General features: G+C 63.0%; 18 protein-coding genes. 11 read left to right on the top strand and 7 right to left on the bottom strand.

All coding sequences use genetic code 11. The features are described 5' to 3' along the window. Nucleotide 1: 1 nt before the first annotated feature. The 5 genes from ABZ728_RS01105 to ABZ728_RS01085 form a co-directional block, all read right to left on the bottom strand. The gene (locus ABZ728_RS01105; RefSeq protein WP_366653728.1) at nt 2–1,948 is read right to left on the bottom strand and encodes a long-chain fatty acid--CoA ligase; all 1,947 of its coding nucleotides are present in this window, start codon (nt 1,946–1,948) and stop codon (nt 2–4) included. Beyond that, nucleotides 1,945–2,781, bottom strand: a complete 837-nt coding sequence (locus tag ABZ728_RS01100) for an ABC transporter ATP-binding protein (RefSeq protein ID WP_366653726.1) — start codon at nt 2,779–2,781, stop codon at nt 1,945–1,947. Before ABZ728_RS01100 ends, ABZ728_RS01105 begins: the two co-directional genes overlap by 4 nt. 223 nt (nt 2,782–3,004) lie before the next feature. Next, the gene (locus ABZ728_RS01095) at nt 3,005–3,286 is read right to left on the bottom strand and encodes a hypothetical protein (protein WP_366653725.1); all 282 of its coding nucleotides are present in this window, start codon (nt 3,284–3,286) and stop codon (nt 3,005–3,007) included. A 3-nt stretch (nt 3,287–3,289) separates the two neighbouring features. After that, the gene (locus ABZ728_RS01090; RefSeq protein WP_366653724.1) at nt 3,290–3,742 is read right to left on the bottom strand and encodes a helix-turn-helix transcriptional regulator; all 453 of its coding nucleotides are present in this window, start codon (nt 3,740–3,742) and stop codon (nt 3,290–3,292) included. A gap of 3 nt (nt 3,743–3,745) precedes the next feature. Beyond that, nucleotides 3,746–4,096 carry a hypothetical protein gene (locus ABZ728_RS01085; RefSeq protein WP_366653722.1) on the bottom strand — a complete coding sequence of 117 codons (351 nt, stop codon included), beginning with the start codon at nt 4,094–4,096 and terminating at the stop codon, nt 3,746–3,748. A gap of 243 nt (nt 4,097–4,339) precedes the next feature. On the opposite strand from ABZ728_RS01085, the gene ABZ728_RS01080 reads away from it, so the two are divergent. After that, nucleotides 4,340–5,176 (top strand): alpha/beta hydrolase, encoded by an 837-nt coding sequence (locus ABZ728_RS01080; RefSeq protein ID WP_366653721.1) that lies wholly within the window; start codon nt 4,340–4,342, stop codon nt 5,174–5,176. On the opposite strand, the gene ABZ728_RS01075 is transcribed toward ABZ728_RS01080, so the two are convergent. Then, a complete protein-coding gene (locus ABZ728_RS01075) occupies nt 5,157–7,217 on the bottom strand; it encodes an ATP-binding protein (protein ID WP_366653720.1) in 2,061 nt (686 codons plus the stop codon). The genes ABZ728_RS01080 and ABZ728_RS01075 overlap by 20 nt on opposite strands. A 259-nt stretch (nt 7,218–7,476) precedes the next feature. Then, complete coding sequence (locus tag ABZ728_RS01070; protein ID WP_366653718.1) at nt 7,477–8,133, bottom strand: hypothetical protein; 657 nt, start codon at nt 8,131–8,133, stop codon at nt 7,477–7,479. A 307-nt stretch (nt 8,134–8,440) separates the two neighbouring features. On the opposite strand from ABZ728_RS01070, the gene acnA reads away from it, so the two are divergent. The 10 genes from acnA (at nt 8,441) to ABZ728_RS01020 (ending at nt 18,607) form a co-directional block, all read left to right on the top strand. After that, nucleotides 8,441–11,218: an aconitate hydratase AcnA gene (acnA, locus tag ABZ728_RS01065; RefSeq protein ID WP_366653717.1), complete on the top strand. Its 2,778-nt coding sequence runs from the start codon at nt 8,441–8,443 to the stop codon at nt 11,216–11,218. Nucleotides 11,219–11,619: 401 nt separating this feature from the next. Next, nucleotides 11,620–12,675, top strand: coding sequence for a hypothetical protein (locus ABZ728_RS01060; protein WP_366653716.1), 1,056 nt, complete (start codon nt 11,620–11,622; stop codon nt 12,673–12,675). Between the two features lie 497 nt (nt 12,676–13,172). After that, nucleotides 13,173–13,655 carry a bacterioferritin gene (gene bfr / locus ABZ728_RS01055; RefSeq protein ID WP_366653714.1) on the top strand — a complete coding sequence of 161 codons (483 nt, stop codon included), beginning with the start codon at nt 13,173–13,175 and terminating at the stop codon, nt 13,653–13,655. Nucleotides 13,656–13,866: 211 nt separating this feature from the next. After that, complete coding sequence (locus ABZ728_RS01050; RefSeq protein ID WP_366653713.1) at nt 13,867–14,388, top strand: hypothetical protein; 522 nt, start codon at nt 13,867–13,869, stop codon at nt 14,386–14,388. A gap of 145 nt (nt 14,389–14,533) precedes the next feature. After that, nucleotides 14,534–14,956 (top strand): CBS domain-containing protein, encoded by a 423-nt coding sequence (locus ABZ728_RS01045; protein ID WP_366653712.1) that lies wholly within the window; start codon nt 14,534–14,536, stop codon nt 14,954–14,956. Between the two features lie 188 nt (nt 14,957–15,144). Next, on the top strand, nt 15,145–15,705 hold the full coding sequence (locus ABZ728_RS01040; protein WP_366653711.1) for a DUF2799 domain-containing protein: 561 nt from the start codon (nt 15,145–15,147) through the stop codon (nt 15,703–15,705). 236 nt (nt 15,706–15,941) lie between these two features. Further along, entirely contained in the window at nt 15,942–16,361 is a 420-nt protein-coding gene (locus tag ABZ728_RS01035; RefSeq protein WP_366653710.1) for a hypothetical protein, read from the top strand. Beyond that, nucleotides 16,358–17,038, top strand: coding sequence for a glycosyl hydrolase 108 family protein (locus tag ABZ728_RS01030; protein ID WP_366653709.1), 681 nt, complete (start codon nt 16,358–16,360; stop codon nt 17,036–17,038). Before ABZ728_RS01035 ends, ABZ728_RS01030 begins: the two co-directional genes overlap by 4 nt. Next, nucleotides 17,020–17,367 carry a hypothetical protein gene (locus tag ABZ728_RS01025; protein ID WP_366653708.1) on the top strand — a complete coding sequence of 116 codons (348 nt, stop codon included), beginning with the start codon at nt 17,020–17,022 and terminating at the stop codon, nt 17,365–17,367. The genes ABZ728_RS01030 and ABZ728_RS01025 overlap by 19 nt, the downstream gene beginning before the upstream one ends. 283 nt (nt 17,368–17,650) lie before the next feature. Beyond that, nucleotides 17,651–18,607 (top strand): ABC transporter substrate-binding protein, encoded by a 957-nt coding sequence (locus ABZ728_RS01020; RefSeq protein ID WP_366653707.1) that lies wholly within the window; start codon nt 17,651–17,653, stop codon nt 18,605–18,607. Nucleotides 18,608–18,637: the final 30 nt, after the last annotated feature.

The following is an 18,637-nucleotide window of genomic DNA, read 5'->3' as shown; positions in this document are numbered from 1 at the left end:
GTTATTCGGCCGCCGACCGCGCCGCGTGGGCCGCTCCGCCGGCATCCAGATCGACGACCCGGAGCGTCGTGCGGATGCGTTGCTTCGTGCCGTCCTGAAAGGCGATCGTCGTATCGACGGGGATTGCAGCCTCGTCGGCGTACATGGCGTCGACGATGTCGCCGTATTTTTCGTGGATGACGCCGCGCCGGACCTTGCGCGTGCGTGTCAACTCGCCGTCATCCGCGTCGAGTTCCTTGTAAAGCAACAGGAATTTGCGGATTCGCTGCGCGGCCGGGAGCGTCTCGTTTACTTTGCGGACCTCGGCCTCCAGCAAGGAATAAACCTCGTCCCGTGCCGAAAGATCGGTGTAGGTGGTAAACGAAATCCTGTTCTTCTCCGCCCATTTGGAGACGATTGGAAACCGGATGCATATCATGGCGGCCAGATAGGGGCGTTCATGGCCAAGGATGACGGCCTCGGCCACGAATGGCGAGAATTTGAGCTTGTTCTCGATGAACTGGGGGCTGAAACGGTCGCCGTTGACCGTGACCGCGAGGTCCTTGATCCGGTCGATGACGACGAGATGGCCTTTGGCGTTGAAGTATCCGGCATCGCCGGTATGCATTTCGCCGGCGTCGTTGATGTCTTCGCGGGTGGCTTCCTCGTTCTTGTAGTAACCGGCGAACATGTTCGGGTGCTTTGTCACGATCTCGCCGACGCCGTTGGGATCGGGGTTGTCGATGCGTACCGACACGCTGTCGTCAAATGGCAGGCCGACCGTATCGAAGTCGATATCGCCGCCCCGGTGGATCGTATAGGCGCCGAGCAGCTCGGTCTGCCCGTACAGCTGGCGCAGCGGAACGCCCATCGCCAGAAAGAAGCGGAAGGTTTCCGGCCCGAGCGCGGCACCGCCAGTGGCCGCGGATCGAAGACGGGTGAAGCCCAGACGGTCCTTGAGCGCCCGGAACAGCAGAAGGTCCGCCAGTGGCGACGTTCGACCGGCGTCGAGCGCCCGAAGCCCGTGCTTCATTCCCAGATCGAACATCCGGTTCTTGAACGCTGAGGAGTCCATCATTCGGGACCGAACATCAGCGACGATACCTTCCCACACCCGCGGCGCCAGAAGGATGAAGGTCGGCCCGATCTCGCGCATATCCGCCATCGTCGTCTCGGGTTCCTCGACGAAATTGACGGTCATCCGGCTGATCATGGCCATGCCCAGGGCGTAGATCTGCTCCATGATCCAGGGCAGCGGCAGAACGGATACGTATTCGTCCTCGGGCAGCTTCGGGTCGACGGACAGGTAGGACGCGCAATGCGCGATCAGCGCCCGCGACCGCAGCATGGCCATTTTCGGTTTCGAGGTCGTGCCGGAGGTCGTGCACAGGATGGCGACGGCTTCACCATCGGTGGCTGCGACCATGCGGTCCCAGGCATCGGTCGCTCCGTCCAGCACCTGCCGCCCGGCGGCAAGAAAATCCTTCAGGTCGATGAGGCGGGGATCGTCATATTTGCGCAGGCCGCGCGGATCGCAGTAGACGATCGTCTCGACGCAATCCAGCCGATCGCCGATATTGAGCAGTTTGTCGACCTGCTCTTCGTCCTCGACGATCATCAGGCGGCATTGAGCCTGATTGACGAGAAAGTCGATTTCGTCGTCCAGAGAATCCCGATAGAGGCCGAGACTCATGGCGCCGACGGCATGGGCGGCGATTTCGCCCATCACCCATTCCGGACGGTTGTCGCCGATCAGGCCGACGACGTCCTCTTGCCCGATCCCCCGGGCGCGCATGGCCAGGGCCATTTCGGCGACGCGGGTATTGACCTGACGCCAACTCAGCACGTTCCAGATGCCGAACGCTTTTTCCCGCATCGCGGTTTCGTCCGGCCAGTGCCGGGCGTTGTAGGCCAGCAGCTTGGGCAGCGTGTTCAGGGTTTTGGTATCGGGCAGGGACGGGCCGGTCATTGCGCCGCCTCCTCGTCGCCCAGATAGGCATTGCGCACCTGCGGGTCGGCCATCACCGCGTCGGGTTCGCCTTCGATCAGTTTGCGGCCGAAATCCAGCACCATGACCCGGTGCGAGATGTCCATGACCACGCCCATGTCGTGCTCGATCATGATGACCGACAGACCCCATTCCTCGTTGATGTCGATGATGAACCGGGCCATGTCCTCTTTTTCTTCGAGGTTCATGCCGGCCATGGGCTCGTCGAGAAGGATCAGACTCGGCTTCAGGGCCAGCGCGCGGGCCAGTTCAACGCGCTTGCGCAGTCCATAGGAAAGCGTGCCGGCCACTGCCTTGCGGACATGCTGAATTTCCAGGAAGTCGATGATGTCCTCGACCTCCCGGCGATGGGCGAGTTCCTCGGTTCTGGCGCCGGTAAGCCAGTAAAGCGAGCCGGTCAGGAAATTGTTCTTCAGCAGGTGATGGCGCCCGACCATGATATTGTCGAGCACGGACATGTGCGAGAAGAGCGCGAGGTTCTGGAAGGTGCGGCCGATGCCGAGATCGGCGCGGGCGTTGGGCCGCAGCCGGCCGATGTCCTTGCCCTGGAACTCGATCGTCCCCGAAGTCGGCGTGTAGCGTCCGGAAATGCAATTGACCATCGAGGTCTTGCCCGCGCCATTGGGGCCGATGATCGAGAAAAGTTCGCCCTGTCTGACGTGAAAACTGACATCGGTCAGGGCATGAATGCCGCCGAACGACAGGTTGATGGCATCGGCCCGCAGGATCGGCGTCTCGTCCTGCCGATCCGCCGGCCGGGCCGGATCCTTGGCGGCATGATCGCCCAGCGCCATCCGCTTCCTCCCCCCGTCGGCCGCAGCGGGGTGCCGCCGCCGTTCTTGTTCGATTCCCCCGGCGATCCGGAGTTGCGGGTCCTGTTCTGGTGCCCGCGTTTCGGTAGACTGTAAGGGAGCTTCTTCGGAAGTTGCAAGAACGACTTGCGGCCGTTCGGAATTCAGGGATTCAGTCCCCGGAGTCCGCGGGGTGGAGACGAGAGCTGTGCCCCCGGCTGTCGTGTCAGAGCCGCTCGATCAGCGCGATGAAATACGACAGGACAGCCATAGCGAGACCCGCAAATAGGCACAGACTTTTGCCCCTTGTCCAACGATCGCGATGGTCCGCAAGGGCTGAGAGCGCCGTGGCGTGCGCCTCACTCTCGGCATCGGAGAAGCGTTGCTTGTCGAGTTTGTTCAGTCGGCCCAAGAGCCGTCCGTATTTTTCGGCATAGATTGCCGGAAAGGAAAGCAGGATCACGCCGACAAGGCCCAGTCCGGGTCCGATCAAGTCAACATACTTCATTCGTCAACGTTCAAACGACAACATGTGATCGGGCGTTTTCTCGGTGTCGATGTCGAGGTCCATTTCTTCCAATCGTTCGAATACCTGCGGGTGCATGTCATCGGTTCCAGAAATCGTTATGGCATGGGTGACATGAAAATGTCCTTTTGCTCCCGGCGAACCGGTGACCAGACCGAACGCACTGCCGCAAGCGCGAAAGAAGCGTTCGAGCGTTTCAATCTCGGGGATGCCGCCCTGCGCCCCTTCAAGCCTGGAGACGTAGGCCTTTCCCCAGCCCGCGCGGTCGGCGACGTCTCGCTGGCTCAATCCGGCCTCTTTCCGGATGCCGGCCAACAAAAGCGCAAATTTTCTCTTTTTTGCCGTTCTATCCCACAGAACCCGGACCTCCTGTGACTCTGCCATGATCGTTTCATGGACATCATCGAGACCTACGAAGTTATCAGGTTTCTCTTTCATGGCTTATATCCACTGAACCAGATCGATGTTGCGAGGATTCAGACTGATTTCTGTGGCCGCGATACCTGCCAGTATCAAAATCCCCTTGTTATAGGGCGGTATTCGATTTATAAAGCCAACAACAATTAAATTAGATCCAGGGTCGTTAATTGACAATATATACAATGGGGTGGATGGTACTTCCAGTATATATAATTCATATGTGTTGTCGATGACTGCGACCAGTGGTTCCGTTGCCAATCCAAAGTTTCGAACTGCGTCGAGCTTCGCGCGGATTTCCACATAGGCCGCCGGATTGTTGGCTGCAATTTGCTTCAGCTTTCCACCCGCATTGTGTGAAAACTTTACATCCATCGACCTAACCGCTTTACGCTATCATGGTTGATTTCCAAGTCAACCCCCTCATAGGGGGCGGGCGTCGGTCATACACTACCATTACGAGTAGTTTAAGCAGGAATGTCATTGCTGCGGGCTGGAACTTCTACGAATGCTCGCCGCGATTGATTTGGAACGGCTGCAAGAATGGTCCTTTTTGCAGGCGGGACGATATGCGATACCCGATTATCGAGATCAAAGACGGTGAGGAGTGGCAACGGCGTGAATGCTGCGGGTTTAACGTCAGCCGAACCGGCCGTTAGGCGTCGGCCGGTCGATCTGGATATTTCAGGCGTGCGGCTGTATGGCGAGTGGGTTGAGCCCGAGGCGGCCGGAGATCGTGCGCCGCTGGTCTTTCTTCACGAAGGGCTGGGCAGCGTGCGGCAATGGGTATCGGGGGCGATGGATGTCCCGGCAACAATCGCCGCGGCCACCGGGCGTCGCGCCTTTGTCTACGACCGGCTGGGTTTCGGCCGGTCGCCCGCGCTGACCCGCCAGCGCCAACCGGATTACCTGTACGACGAGGCGCTGGAGACACTGCCGGCGGTGATCGAAGCATTGGGACTGGAGACCTGCGTGCCGGTCGGCCATAGCGACGGCGCGACCATCGCCCTGATCCTTGCCGCCCGGCGGCCCGATCTGGTGGCGGGACTGGTCATAGAAGCGCCCCATGTCGTCGTGGAGTCGCGGACCCTGGCGGGCATCCGCGCCGCACAGGCGGCGTTCGACGACCCCGAGGGCCGACTCCGGCCGGGGTTGGAGCGGTATCACGGCGAAAAGACCGCAGCGACTTTCTCCGGCTGGGCCGATGTGTGGCTGACGCCGGAATTCGCGCGCTTTTCAATGCTGGACGATCTGCCGGGCATCACGGCCCCGCTCCTGGTCATCCAGGGCGAGGACGATGAGTACGGGACGCCCCGGCAACTCGACCTGATCGTCGCCGGTGTCGGCGGGCCGGTCTCGACCCGCATGATCCCGGGTTGCCGCCACATTCCACACTTTCAGGCATTCGATTCGGTCATGCCCCTGATGGCGGATTTCATTGCCCCGCTGCCATAGCGGCCGCCGTCAACCCGTGTTTCGGGGGATCCGCTGCCATAGTGGGGGTCGCCTTCATCTGGGCCGTTTCGGCCGGCGCAAGATCATTGCTGCGAGCCGGACGCGGGAACACGACGGTCACGCGGGTGCCGTCGCCGGGATTGCTGTCGAAGGCGACCGTCGCGTTGTGAGCGCGGGCGTATTGAAACACCACGGTCAGGCCGATGCCCGAACCGCTTTCCTCCAGCCGTTCGGCGTGATGGCCGCGAAAGAATGGCTGGCCGAGATGGGCCAGATCATCGGGGTCAATGCCCCGCCCGTTATCGGTGATCGACAACTGCACCCGGCCATCGTCCAGCGTCGTCACCGCCATCTCGACCGCCCCTCCGGCCTGCGTGTATTTGACGGCATTCGACAGCAGGTTGAGCAGGATCTGACGGACCCGGCAGGCGTCGCCGATGATTGGCGCTTCGTCGGGAACATTCAGCGTCAGTCGGATCTTCTTGGGTTCGCTGTCCGGGGCCAGCAAGGCGGATGCCTCGCGCGCGAGGTCGGCAAGATCGATCCGGTCTGCGGCGACGGTGATCATTCCGGCCTCCACCCGCGAAAGATCGATGATGTCGTCCAGCAGGGCGAGCAGGTGCTGCCCGCTGCTGTTGATATGCTCCGCATAGCTCACGTATTTGGGCGAGCCGAGTGGGCCCAGAAGTTCGCCGCGCATCATGTCGCTGAAGCCGATGATGGCGTTCAGCGGCGTCCGGAATTCATGCGTCATCTGGGACAGCGCGGTCGATTTTGCCGAACTCGCGGCTTCGGCGGCGGCTTGCGCGGCTCGGGCCTGCGCCTCGGCCCGGCTGCGGCGGTCGACTTCATCGCGTAGTGCCCGGGTTCGTTCCGCGACCCGGTTTTCCAGATCCTGACGGGCCGCCTCGACACTGGCCATGGCGTCGTTGCGCGCGGAAACGGCGGCACCGAGTGCCAGGCCCATAGCGGCCATGGAGCCGATCAGCAGCTGATAGGGGCCGGAAGAAACGCTGGTTCCCGTCCAGGCGACGGCCAGTGCGACGGTCAGCGTGATCGCCAGGATGGCGACCGTGGTGCCGCGGACGCCGAAGCGGATTCCGACCCCGATCAGGGGCAGGAACAAGAGGAACCCGAATTCCAGTCCTATGCGCCCGTCGATTGCCGTATGATCGGGCCGGGAATAGGGCAATCCCGCAGCCGCCAACAGGGCGACGCCGGCAATACCCAGTGCAGCGGCGACGAAGATGCGACCTGCCATGCTGCTGGTTGCCGGATCGCGCTGCCGGGTGGCCGCGGCCAGACGCACCGGCCGCCGAACGGCCCAGTCCGAGACGATCGGCGCGACGATGACGAGCAAGGCCGGTGTCACCGTCAGCAATCCGAGGAGATCGCCGAGCCACCATCCGAGCCACATATCGATGAAGGCGCGGGCCGGCAATCCACCAGACAGGAAGACCGGCGCGACTGTTGCGAACGACGTCGCCATCGCCGCCAGAGGCATCACGATCAGAAAGAGCACCGCCGACCGGAGGCTGGCAACCCGGCGGTCGAATGAAAGTGTGCCGGTGAGAAACCGAGCCGCCAAAGCATAGCACAGAACCGGGATTCCACTGCCGAGCGCGGCGAATATCAGGAGTTGGATCGATGGCGTGGTGCGGTCGGCCGCCACGATGCCCACGAATCCGGCGATGAAGGCAAGCGGCATCACCCGTCCGCCGAAAGCCAGCAACAGAGCCATGGTAAGGCCGGCGGTAGGATACCAGAGACTGACGCCGGTGCCGCCTGGCAACAGGCCGGACAGGTTCCACGTCATGTACCAGACGACGATATAGGCGACGGCGAAGACCAGTCCGCGGGTCGACGCGAAGGGTAATTCGAGCGGTGCTGCGGCGTGCAGCCCTTCCGCCGGGGACGTCGGCTGCGGCGAACGATATCCGGAGTCGGCTTCCGCTTTCGGCGGCGCGCCAGGATCGGCGGTCCTGCCGGATGTCGCGCCATCGCGCGGTCCGACGGCTGAGGTGAGGGGTTCGAGCGTCAACGATGGATCCTGCCAGCTATCGGCGGCCGCAGGCTGGCTGGAGCGGACGCCGTCATTGCGACGGCGGTCGCCCTGGGCCGATTGAATTGCCGAAACCTGCAACCTTTCGGTTATCTACCATAACGAGCGTAAATGCAAAATTAATTCTACTTTTGAAAGAAACGGGATGGGGAGGATGAGAACTGGCGTGTCCGACGCGCGCCCCGGAATGTCCCGTCGGCGCTGATACTTCATGGTCCGCGATTCAAGCGCAGCCCCCTCAGCCTGTGTGCGGCCGACCCTCGGCGTCGACGCGAATGACGGTGCCGTCGGACTTGCGGATCAATCCCGGGCCGAGCCACTCGCCGGCTTCGCCCGTGACGGGATTGTAGGCCCGCTTGAACCCATATCCCCACATGCCGCTCCCGCCCAGGGCGCTGTTGACCTGCCAGAAGCCGCGGTCGTCGATTCCGCCCGGAATCCGGCTCCTGTTCCCTTCCTGATCCCACCCTGCATCGCGACCATGGCGTGACGACTCCGACGAAGGCGTTCCGGCGCCGAACAGCGCCGAAACAGACGGAACGAGCAGCAAGCCCAGAACGGCGGCGAGGATACCGGTCAGCAAAACGACGAGGCCGCCCGCAGAAGCCGCGATCGCGAACGCGACGGCCGACCCGCCGACAATCAGACGAAGACCCTTGACGTACGATGGCGCCGATGCGCCGGTGCGCCCGAAACCGGCGGCACCGGTGAACCCCGAGGCAAGCCACACAATTGCGGCCATGAGCCCCGAGAAAACTGCACCTTCGAGCATGGCAGCGCTTGCGGCGGCGCCTCCGGCCGCGAAGGCGGCGAGCCCGGCGGTGATGGCCGCGCGCCCGGGTCTGCTGACTTGCGCCCGCGATTTCGCCGGCGCATCGGTGTGAAACTCATCCATTCGACGTCTCGGGTTGCCGCGCTTGCGCCCATCATTGAGCCGACCCTGTTCAAACCGGAAGCAAATAAATGCCGTACTTCTGATCCGGCGCCATTCGTTGCCCTATGCGGGTTCGACTTCGCAGCCCCATGCCGATCGGGGCTCTGACAGGGGAAGCCCGATGCACCTGTATACTGCTGCCTACCAGAGCGGTTTGCGTCGATCGGAAAAAACGCCTACATAGTCCGCCATATGCGATAAACGCTGGAACCGGATGGCGGGACAGTCGACGGGCCACGGCCGCGGTCGAAGGCAGGAGGACACCACAGTGACGTTTACAGGGCAAGATACACTCAAGACACGTCGTACGCTGAGCGTGGACGGCAAGGACTATGACTATTTCAGCCTGGAGGCCGCCAAGGAGCATGTCGGCGACATCTCGCGGCTGCCATTCTCGTTGAAGGTTCTTCTGGAGAATCTGCTGCGATTCGAGGACGGCCGCTCGGTCAAGGTTGACGATGTGAAGAACGTCGCCGATTGGCTCAAGACGAAATCATCGACAGCCGAAATCGCCTATCGTCCGGCGCGGGTTCTGATGCAGGATTTCACCGGCGTGCCGGCCGTGGTCGATCTGGCCGCGATGCGCGAAGCCATGATCAGCCTTGGCGGCGAGGCCGAACGGATCAACCCGCTGACGGCGGTCGATCTGGTCATCGACCATTCGGTCATGGTGGATGAATTCGGCGGACCGGACAGCTTCAAGCATAATGTCGAGCGCGAGTTCGAGCGCAATCAGGAACGTTATTCGTTTCTGCGCTGGGGTCAGACGGCGTTCGACAACTTCCGCGTCGTACCGCCGGGCACCGGCATCTGCCATCAGGTGAACCTGGAATACCTGGCCAAGACGGTCTGGTACGAAAAGGACGACAAGACCGGCAATACCGTTGCCTATCCCGACACCCTCGTCGGCACCGACAGCCACACGACCATGGTCAACGGTCTGGCCGTTCTGGGTTGGGGCGTCGGCGGCATCGAAGCCGAGGCCGCGATGCTCGGCCAGCCGATTTCCATGGTCGTGCCCGAGGTGATCGGCTTCCGGATCACCGGCAAGCCAAAAGAGGGAACCACCGCGACCGATCTGGTTCTGACCGTGACGCAGATGCTGCGCAACAAGGGCGTCGTCGGCAAATTCGTCGAGTTCTATGGCGACGGGCTGGACCAGATGACGCTGGCCGACCGGGCGACGATCGGCAACATGGCGCCGGAATACGGCGCGACCTGCGGCTTCTTCCCGATCGACAACGAAACCCTGCGCTACCTGCAGTTCACCGGTCGCCCGGAACACGAGGTGCGCCTGGTCGAAGCCTATGCCAAGGCTCAGGGCATGTGGCGCGACGCCGACGCGCCGGAGCCGGAATTCACGGATTCGCTGGAACTCGATCTGGGCGATGTCGTGCCGTCGCTCGCCGGACCCAAACGCCCGCAGGACCGCGTGCTGCTGACCGAGGCGTCGGCTGAGTTCGTGCGCCATTTGTCCAGGGAACTGGGCATCGACGCCACCGGCGCCGAAGGCCGGATGGCCGATGAGGCCGGTGCCACGGCACCAGCCGCCAGATCGGGTAACGGGCTTTCCAATCCGGTACCGGTCGAAGGCGCGGACTATGAACTGGATCATGGTGACGTCGTCATCGCTGCGATCACCAGTTGCACCAACACCTCGAACCCGGCGGTCATGCTGGCGGCCGGTCTGGTGGCCCGAAACGCCGCGGCGCGGGGCATGAAGGTCAAGCCGTGGGTAAAGACGTCGCTGGCGCCCGGATCCCAGGTGGTGACGGATTATCTGGAAGCTGCCGGACTTCAGGACGATCTCGACACACTCGGCTTCAATCTCGTCGGCTATGGCTGCACCACCTGTATCGGCAATTCCGGCCCGCTATCCGAGCCGATCGCCAATGCCATCGAAAAGGGCAACCTGATCGTCTCGTCGGTTCTGTCGGGTAACCGGAATTTCGAAGGCCGGATCAACCCGCATGCCAAGGCCAACTATCTGGCCTCGCCGCCGCTGGTCGTGGCCTTCGCCCTGGCCGGATCGACCAAGGTCGATGTCGCCAACGAGCCGCTGGGCGAAGACAGGGACGGCAAGCCCGTCTATCTGAAGGATATCTGGCCAAGCAACGAGGAGATCCGCAACACGATCGAGACCGTGCTGACGCCGGACATGTTCCGCCGGCGCTACGACAACGTGTTCGAAGGGCCCAAGGAGTGGCAGTCGGTCAAGACCAGCAGCGGCCTCACCTATACCTGGGATGTCGGGTCGACCTATGTGAAGTCGCCACCGTTCTTCGAGAACATGAGCCGGACGCCCGATCCAATCACGGACATCACGGGCGCGCGGGTGCTGGCGTCGCTTGGCGATAGCGTGACCACGGACCACATCTCGCCGGCCGGCGCGATCAAGAAAGACAGCCCCGCCGGGTCGTACCTGACCGATCGTCAGGTGCCGCCGCGCGAGTTCAACTCCTATGGCGCGCGTCGCGGCAATCACGAAATCATGATGCGCGGCACTTTCGCCAATATCCGGATCCGCAACGAACTGGTCCCCGGCATCGAGGGCGGCTATACCCGCTATATGCCGTCGGGCGACGTAATGCCGATCTATGATGCCGCGATGCGCTATCAGGACGCGGGCGTGCCCCTGGCCATCATTGCCGGCAAGGAATACGGCACCGGCTCCAGCCGCGACTGGGCGGCCAAGGGCACCAGACTGCTGGGCGTCAAGGCCGTGGTGGCGGAGAGCTTCGAGCGCATCCACCGGTCGAACCTCGTCGGCATGGGTGTCCTGCCGCTGCAGTTCAAGGACGGCACGACCCGTGGCGACCTTGCGCTCAAGGGCGACGAAACGTTCGATTTCGACGGCATCGCCGAGGGCCTCGCACCGCGCGCCGAGATCACGATGACCATAAACCGGGCCGACGGCAGCAAGGACGAGATCCCGCTGCTGGTGCGCATCGATACGCTGGACGAACTGGAATACTACCGCCACGGCGGCATTCTTCACTACGTCCTGCGCGGCATGGTCGACCAGCCGAAGCAGGCTGCGGAGTAACATTCGCGCTTGTATCGATTGGGGGCGGCGCCGGTGGGTGTCGTCCCCTTTTTTGTGCTCACACATTAGCATCGATTGCGGGAAACGTGAGTTCCACACCCTGATCGTCCCGGGCGCTGCGCGGCACGAAGTGACGCAGTGCCGGCCCGGGACCTCGTGCAGCACCTCTCGATCGTGACACACGAACCGGGTGCCGCCGGCTCGGGGCCCCAATCGGTGTCGGGGACGAGCAGGAGAGAGAGTCGGCGCGGCTGAATGGCGCGGACGCACAAAACCACACTCCAAGACGATAGTCTGATATTAATCACATTGTTTGGTCGGAGAAAATGGTGTAAATACACAAGGTAATCCCGCAACGAATCACACTAAAAAGGTGTGGTATATGGAGGGGGCTGCCGGTGATGCATTCGGGTCTTCAAAGCGTCCATCCCCGCATGGGCGGAGCAGCGGCTGTCGGCGGGATCTCTGCCTGCGGCCTGACGGCTGCTCTGTCGGGCCGAAGCGTCGATCCAAGCGCTGCGGCCACGGTTGCCGGCACGCTTGCGGCTGCAAGGCCATGGCCGGCCCGGCCGCGCGTATTGGCGGTCGTCGACAACAGCAATGGGCACTTCTGCTGTCTGGCCGACAAGCTCGCCCGTCTGTGCGGCGATGAAATAGTGCTGGATGTCGTTTTCATCGAGAGCTATCGCGAGTTCTGTACCTATGTCGATGTGATGGGTGTCCATCGGCCGGAACCCTCGCTGGCCGATGGTGAGGGCGGAGGCGGGACGGCCAGCGAATCCGTCGACGCGGCGCCCGGGATCGACGGCCTGGAGGCGGCACTCGCCGGCCGCGGGCTGGCAGGGCCGATCGATGTCAAAAGCCTCGGCTGGCGCGATTCCGGCGCGCTTTTCGACGGCAGGGTGCCGGTTGTGCAGTACGATCTTGTGCTATTCGACGATCAGGCGCCAGCGCCGTTCCCCCGATCCGGCGGAAATGCGCAACGGTTGGCCACTACGGCGGGCGTGCCGGCCATACAGGTGCGGCGATGTGCGGGTTCCGGCTCTGGTCCCGCACATGGCGCCGCTCTATCCGAGGGCGCCGACCGGTCGGCCCTGATGGTCCTGTGGCCCGGGGACTCTGCCAGCGGCCCGCTGCTCGATTTCCTCAGTCGGTATGCCGGATCCTTCTCGGCGGTCGTGGTGTGGACCGACAGTGCGGCCGGAATCGGCGAGGCAGCGCAGGCGGCGGTGCGCGACAGCGTCGGCGGCGCTGGTTCCGCCATACCGGTCGAGTTCCACTCCAACCAGCGGCGGCTGTGGAATACCGATCTGAAGGCCGCGATCGACCGCTACGATGTTGGCTCGGTGTTCCTCGCCGCGCCGGGACGAGCGTCCGTGGCGACACTCTGGCAGAAGATCCGGCTCGGGTTTCTGTCGGCGCGTGGCGACCTGTCGAAGATCTATCTCAGGGCCTGACCCGGGGCCTGACCCGGGGCCCGACTCGGGGCGTGACTCGGGGCCTGAACGGGAACGTGATCCCGCGCTTCGGTTTCCGGTTTCCCGGTTTCCGGCATAAGGGTAATGACCCGACCGTACGATGGCCCGTTGCGCGTCAGCGCCGGCTCATCCGTACCCGCCCGGAGTCGTTCCCTGATCGATCGGGCGCACCGGCCGCATTGCGGCGCGCAACCCAGACAGGCATAGACGTCACTCATGCGTCGGGCGCCACTTCTGATCGCGCCATCGATGCATCGTTCGCTAAGGACGTTGCATGAGCAGATAATCATGCCGAACGTGCTATCCGAGTTGCGAATGATTGTCAATCGCCTGCTCCTTCTTCGCAGTTCGTGCTTGCTTATTGATCGGCCCGTCAGGTTGCCTCAGTTTGAGGCGTGATATTCGTGCCTGATGTATGGCGGAGCGGCGGCAGTAATTGCTGCCGGACCGGTAACCGGAGACGACAGGAGAATACGATGAAGGGTGACCCGAACGTCATCAAGCATATGAACGGGATTCTCACGAACGAGCTTTCCGCGACCAATCAGTATTTCCTGCATGCGCGGATTCTGAAAAACTGGGGAATTCTCACCCTCGCCGACAAGATATACGAGGAATCGATCGGCGAAATGAAGCACGCCGACCTGCTGATCGAGCGGATACTGATGCTCGACGGCTTGCCCAATCTTCAGGATTTGCACAGCTTGAAGGTCGGTGAGTCGGTGGAAGAAATGTTCACCGCCGATATGGGGCTGGAAAAGCAGAACCAGGCCGACCTCAAGGAGGCGATCAAGGCCGCGGAACAGGCCAACGACTACGTGTCGCGGGACATTCTGCTGAAGATCCTGCGGGAGACCGAGGAGCATATCGATTGGGTCGAGGCGCAGCAGGATCTGGTCCGTATGGTCGGCATCCAGAACTACATTCAGGAGCGCATCGGCCGTATCGACGACGAGTGACGAGGTGGAACTGCCGGCCCGGAGGTCCGAACATGGATTTCGGGGGGATAGAATCCGGACCGGCACCTGTCTGATAAGATGGGCTCAGGACCCATCGCGCCCGCGTAGCCGGAATCGTTGGCCGGACCGGCATGGCAGGGTAGGGGTCCGGCGGAAAATCCTTTGGAGACCGGTATCGGTCTCGATGGCCAATGGGGACGAAGAAAACACGATGATCATTGATAGCAGGTTATCCAGATACGGCTTCGCATCGCTGGCGTCGGCATTGTTGCTGACTTTGGGGGCGTCGGCATTTGCCGAATCGGGCACCGATTCCAGCAGTTCCGCTGATGCCGCTGTTGACTGCAACACGCGCATGGCGGAGATCGAGGATCTGATTCGGGAAAAGGATATGGAGATCCCGTCCGGTGCGTTGAACGACATCTTCACGCTGCAACAGCAGGCCTCCGAGGCGTGCGCCGGCGGCAACGACGAGATGGCCATGGGTCTACTGGACGATCTGGAGGAAACCATCCTGGCTGCGGTCGAAGAAGGCATCCCGACAGTCACGGCTGACGATGTCGAGGCCGAGATGGAGGCCGAGCTCGAGTCGACCGGATCCGGTTCAACGATCGTGGACTCCATGAACGGCCCCGATGCCGGAGCTGGCGGTGGCGGCGAAAGCGGCTTCCCCGGTGAGGAAACTGCCGAGGAGTCGGGTGATGAAGACCCGGAGACGGACGAGGAAGACTGAACGGCTGATCGGCAACTGACCGCAGTAATTTGCCCCCGATTGTTTGATCCGGATGGTCAATGTCGGCGGTAATGTTGTATGCTGTCCCATCGGAGCCGTGCGTCGGCGTCGCGCGTTCCGGCCACCTGAACAGGGGAGGCAGATCATGACTGTTGCATCGATCCTTCAGGTCAAGGGGTCAGCCGTTTACAGCGTCACCCCCGACGCGACGGTTCGAGAAGCCGCCGCGACGATGGCCGAACGCAAGGTTGGCGCCCTTCTCGTCATGGACAAGGACGAGCGGTTGCTCGGTCTCGTGTCGGAACGCGATTTTGTCCGCGTCATCGCCCGCCAGGGCGATATCGCCTCGACCGTCGGAGAGGTCATGACGGCCGAAGTCTATACTTGCGCGCCGTCGGACAGTATCAGCGATCTGATGCATACCATGACCGAAAGGCGGATCAGGCATCTTCCTGTAATGAACGCCGGTCGTGTCGTCGGCATGGTGTCGATCGGCGACGTCGTGAAGAGCCGTATGGCCGATATCGAAGAAGAAGCGACGCTGCTGCGGGCCTATATCAGCCAGTAGGTCCGGACAGACAAGTTTTACCGCACAATCGCGCCTTCAGTATGCCGTCGCGCCGCAGACGCTTTCCGAGCCGTGCGTATCCCAAGGCGTTTGCATCGATGTCCGGGGCCGTCGTATTCTGGCACAGATCCCCCGCGATCTTGGGGGCACCAGCGCCGATCCGGCAGCAAAAAACGCGGGATGGAAAAATGCAACACGGTTTCGTCGGGGTCACGGCCATGGTTCTGCTGGCGTGGGGCGTATCGGCCTGCGCCACATTATCCGAAGGTGAGTGCCGAACGGCGAATTGGTACGAACTCGGCCGGCTCGACGGCGCCAACGGCCAGCCCCGCTCGCGGCTCAACAATCACGCCGAGGCCTGCGGCGAATACGGTATTATCCCCAACCCGGAGGCCTATTTCCAGGGTCGCGACGACGGACTTGCGCGGTACTGCACGCCGGAAAGCGGTTTCGAGGTCGGCCGAAGCGGCGGTAGCTATCAGGGGGTCTGTCCGCCCGGCGATGAAGCCGGGTTCCTGGCGGGCTATCGCGATGGCAGGGCCATTCACCAGGTTTCGCAGGAACTGGCAAGCGTCGAGCGCGACATCGACCGCCTGGAAAACCGACTTGCCAGCGATGGCGTCGACGAGGACGAACGCCGCGCGCTACGCCTGGAGATCCGGGCCCTGGACCGCGAGTTCCGGTCGCTGAACCGGGAACTCGTGCGCATGGAGAGCAACGCGGCAACGCGGGGGAGCTGGAAACGCTGATTTGGGGAATTGGTAGCCGGGGAAGCCGCCGAACAGCCGTCTGCCGGTCCCCTAGCGTCTTGACAGCGACAGCAAGGCTATAATAGGATTATCGTCCTAGCAGCCGGACGTGTAAGCCCGCCACCCCTCGGGGATGGCGGGTTTTTTTTGTCCGTTGCATCGCTTGATGCCGGGCGTCGGCTGCCGGGCGATGGCCTCCGGGCCTATTCCCGCAAACGTACAGATCAGGACAGGATATGACAGTAACGACCGAACCGGCGCCCCCGTCGGCGGCGCCGGGCGACCCCGCTCTGAGTGTGGACATCGTCCGCGAACTGGCCTGCGCAGCCGCCCAGAATGCCGTTCGTGAGGCGGTTGCCGATGCCGCGCGCGACGCAGCGGAACAAGCGGCCCATACGGCAGTCCGCGATGTGCTCGAACGGCTGGGGTTCGACACCACCGACACCCGTGCAACCCGCCAGGATGCGGATTGGCTCCGCGATGCGCGCCTGCGCTCGGCGGATCCGGAATACCAGCGCGACCGCATGTTCCTGCGCAACCAGCGCCTTGCCCACGAGCAGATCATGCCGATCTTTCGCCGGACGGCCATCGGCCTCGTGCTTGGTGCCGCCGCCACGGCCACCTGGCTGGGTCTGCGCGAGATGCTGTCGACATGACCGCCAATCAGAGCGCCGGCGATGCGTTCGAGCGCGCACTCGACTTCGTTCTGCGGCACGAAGGCGGGTTCGCCGACCATCCTGAAGATCCGGGTGGGGCGACCAACTTTGGCATTACGCTTGCCACCTATCGCGGCTGGGCGCGCCGTAACGGACTCCCCGAACCGGGTGTGGACGACCTCAAATCCATTCCCGAGATACACGTCTTTGATATCTATCGCCATGGCTACTGGCGGGCCTGTCACGGCCCCGATCTGCCGGTGCATCTGGCTTTCGCCGTCTTCGATATGGCGGTCAACGCCGGCCCGGCCCGGGCTGTCCGGCTGTTGCAGCAGGCCCTCGACGTCACTGTCGACGGGCTGGTCGGTGGACAAACGCTGGCCGCCGCGATGGCGAGGGCGGACGACCCGACCTGCTTCGACGACTATACCGCCCGAAGACTGGCCTATTACGGGCGGCTGTCGACCTTTCCGACATTCGGTCTCGGCTGGTCGCGGCGCGCCGTCGCCTGTCACCAGGAAGCCGAAGCCCTGGCTCCCTGGCGAGACGGGGAAAGAGTTGGGGCGAGAGACGGGGCGACCGGGCCGGTGCGCAGGGCCCGCGCAGCGCCGCAGCACCCGACACCATCGATCACATCATCATCTTTGTGGAGGCGACTATGGAATTCCTGGATCTGAGCCCGGTTCTTGAAACCGTGATCAACGTAGGCGCGGCGATGCTGCTGGGGGCGGGCAGCTGGGCGGCGAAGCGGCTTGCCGACCGGCTCGGCATCGAAGCGGAAAGCGATTTGTCCCGCCGGCTCCAGGACGCCGTCGGCTGGGCCGTGTCCTATGCGCGCAGCCGGGCCGTCGACCAGGGTGCCGATCTCGCCCGCGTCGAGGTTCGCAATGCCGTGGTGGCCGATGCCATCGGCTATATTGGCGGACATGTTCCGCAGACAGTCCGCCGCCTGGGCCTTACCGATGCCGCCGTGGCCGAAATGGTCGAAGCGCGCCTCTCCCGATAGGCGGCGTCCCCGTTGAGAAATGGTATCTTTAGCGGGATTTCCCGCTAACCGTGAGCGGGCAAGCCGGGGAAGCGGCGGTGGCCGTTAAACGGTCTTGCGTTGGGCGGATGCCGCCCGCTAAAGTCGCAGACCATTCGCAGATTCTGACAATCCAGGGGCGCGCTTGAACCGATCGGCTTGTTGCCGACTGAGCATGGACGGATCGACGATCGCGGCACAGTTGCCGCTCGCGTCCCCGGCGCCCGCTTTTCCGTCTCCAAACCGACAACGAGGAATGCCTGCCATGATCACGGAAACCAAACGCTTCCCCGCGGCCCGCCGACTTGCCGGTGTTTTGGCCGGATCGGCCGTTGCCGCGCTCATGGCGGCAGCCCCTGTGGCTCAGGCCCAGGCTCAGGACATTACCGTCGGATCGAAGATCGACACCGAAGGCGCCCTGCTCGGCAACATGCTGATGATCCTGCTGGAGGATGCGGGCTTCACGGTCGATAACAAGATCCAGCTGGGTGCGACCAGCGTCGTGCGCCAGGCGCTCATCGCGGGCGAGATCGATATCTACCCCGAATATACCGGCAATGGCGCGTTCTTCTTCGACCGTCAGGGTGACCAGGCCTGGAACAATCGGGGCGCGGGTTATGAATTGGTCTCGCAACTGGATGCGCAGGAAAACAATCTGGTCTGGCTGACGCCGGCCCCGGCCAACAACACCTGGGCGCTCGCCGTGCGCCAGGATGTGGCGGCCGAGAACGATCTCGAAACCATGGAGGATTTCGGTGCCTGGGTTTCCGGTGGCGGCGACGCCATGCTGGCGGCGTCGGCGGAGTTCGTGGAGTCGCCGAACGCACTGCCCGCCTTTCAGGAAGCGTACGGCTTCGAGTTGACCGACGACCAGATGCTGGTTCTGAGCGGCGGCGACACGGCGGCGACCATCCGCGCGGCCGCCGAACAGACCAACGGCACCAACACCGCCATGGTCTATGGCACCGACGGCGCGCTGTCGGCGGTCGGTCTGGTGGTCATGGAGGATACGCAGGGCGTCCAGATGGTTTACGAGCCGGCGCCTGTCGTGCGGGGCGAGGTGCTGGAAGAGCATCCCGAGATCCGCGACATCATCGATCCGGTCTTCGAGACGCTGGGCCTGCAGACGCTGCAATCCCTCAACGCGGCGATCATCGTCGAGGGGCGGGACGCAGGGCAGGTCGCCCGCTCGTATCTTGAGGAAGAAGGCTTCATCAACTGACGTGCCGGTGGGTTCGGCGCGGCGCATTCC

It is taken from the genome of Fodinicurvata sp. EGI_FJ10296 (assembly GCF_040712075.1).
Classification (GTDB): domain Bacteria; phylum Pseudomonadota; class Alphaproteobacteria; order DSM-16000; family Inquilinaceae; genus JBFCVL01.
The sequence above is the reverse complement of the archived record's forward strand: the minus strand, read 5'-3'. Positions and strand labels throughout refer to the sequence as shown.

Coding starts and splice junctions, on each gene's coding strand:
- ABZ728_RS01105 (WP_366653728.1), bottom strand. CDS start 1,948: ATGACCGGCCCGTCCCTGCCCGATACCAAAACCCTGAACACGCTGCCC.
- ABZ728_RS01100 (WP_366653726.1), bottom strand. CDS start 2,781: ATGGCGCTGGGCGATCATGCCGCCAAGGATCCGGCCCGGCCGGCGGAT.
- ABZ728_RS01095 (WP_366653725.1), bottom strand. CDS start 3,286: ATGAAGTATGTTGACTTGATCGGACCCGGACTGGGCCTTGTCGGCGTG.
- ABZ728_RS01090 (WP_366653724.1), bottom strand. CDS start 3,742: ATGAAAGAGAAACCTGATAACTTCGTAGGTCTCGATGATGTCCATGAA.
- ABZ728_RS01085 (WP_366653722.1), bottom strand. CDS start 4,096: ATGGATGTAAAGTTTTCACACAATGCGGGTGGAAAGCTGAAGCAAATT.
- ABZ728_RS01070 (WP_366653718.1), bottom strand. CDS start 8,133: ATGGATGAGTTTCACACCGATGCGCCGGCGAAATCGCGGGCGCAAGTC.
- ABZ728_RS01060 (WP_366653716.1), top strand. CDS start 11,620: ATGCATTCGGGTCTTCAAAGCGTCCATCCCCGCATGGGCGGAGCAGCG.
- bfr (WP_366653714.1), top strand. CDS start 13,173: ATGAAGGGTGACCCGAACGTCATCAAGCATATGAACGGGATTCTCACG.
- ABZ728_RS01050 (WP_366653713.1), top strand. CDS start 13,867: ATGATCATTGATAGCAGGTTATCCAGATACGGCTTCGCATCGCTGGCG.
- ABZ728_RS01045 (WP_366653712.1), top strand. CDS start 14,534: ATGACTGTTGCATCGATCCTTCAGGTCAAGGGGTCAGCCGTTTACAGC.
- ABZ728_RS01040 (WP_366653711.1), top strand. CDS start 15,145: ATGCAACACGGTTTCGTCGGGGTCACGGCCATGGTTCTGCTGGCGTGG.
- ABZ728_RS01035 (WP_366653710.1), top strand. CDS start 15,942: ATGACAGTAACGACCGAACCGGCGCCCCCGTCGGCGGCGCCGGGCGAC.
- ABZ728_RS01030 (WP_366653709.1), top strand. CDS start 16,358: ATGACCGCCAATCAGAGCGCCGGCGATGCGTTCGAGCGCGCACTCGAC.
- ABZ728_RS01025 (WP_366653708.1), top strand. CDS start 17,020: ATGGAATTCCTGGATCTGAGCCCGGTTCTTGAAACCGTGATCAACGTA.
- ABZ728_RS01020 (WP_366653707.1), top strand. CDS start 17,651: ATGATCACGGAAACCAAACGCTTCCCCGCGGCCCGCCGACTTGCCGGT.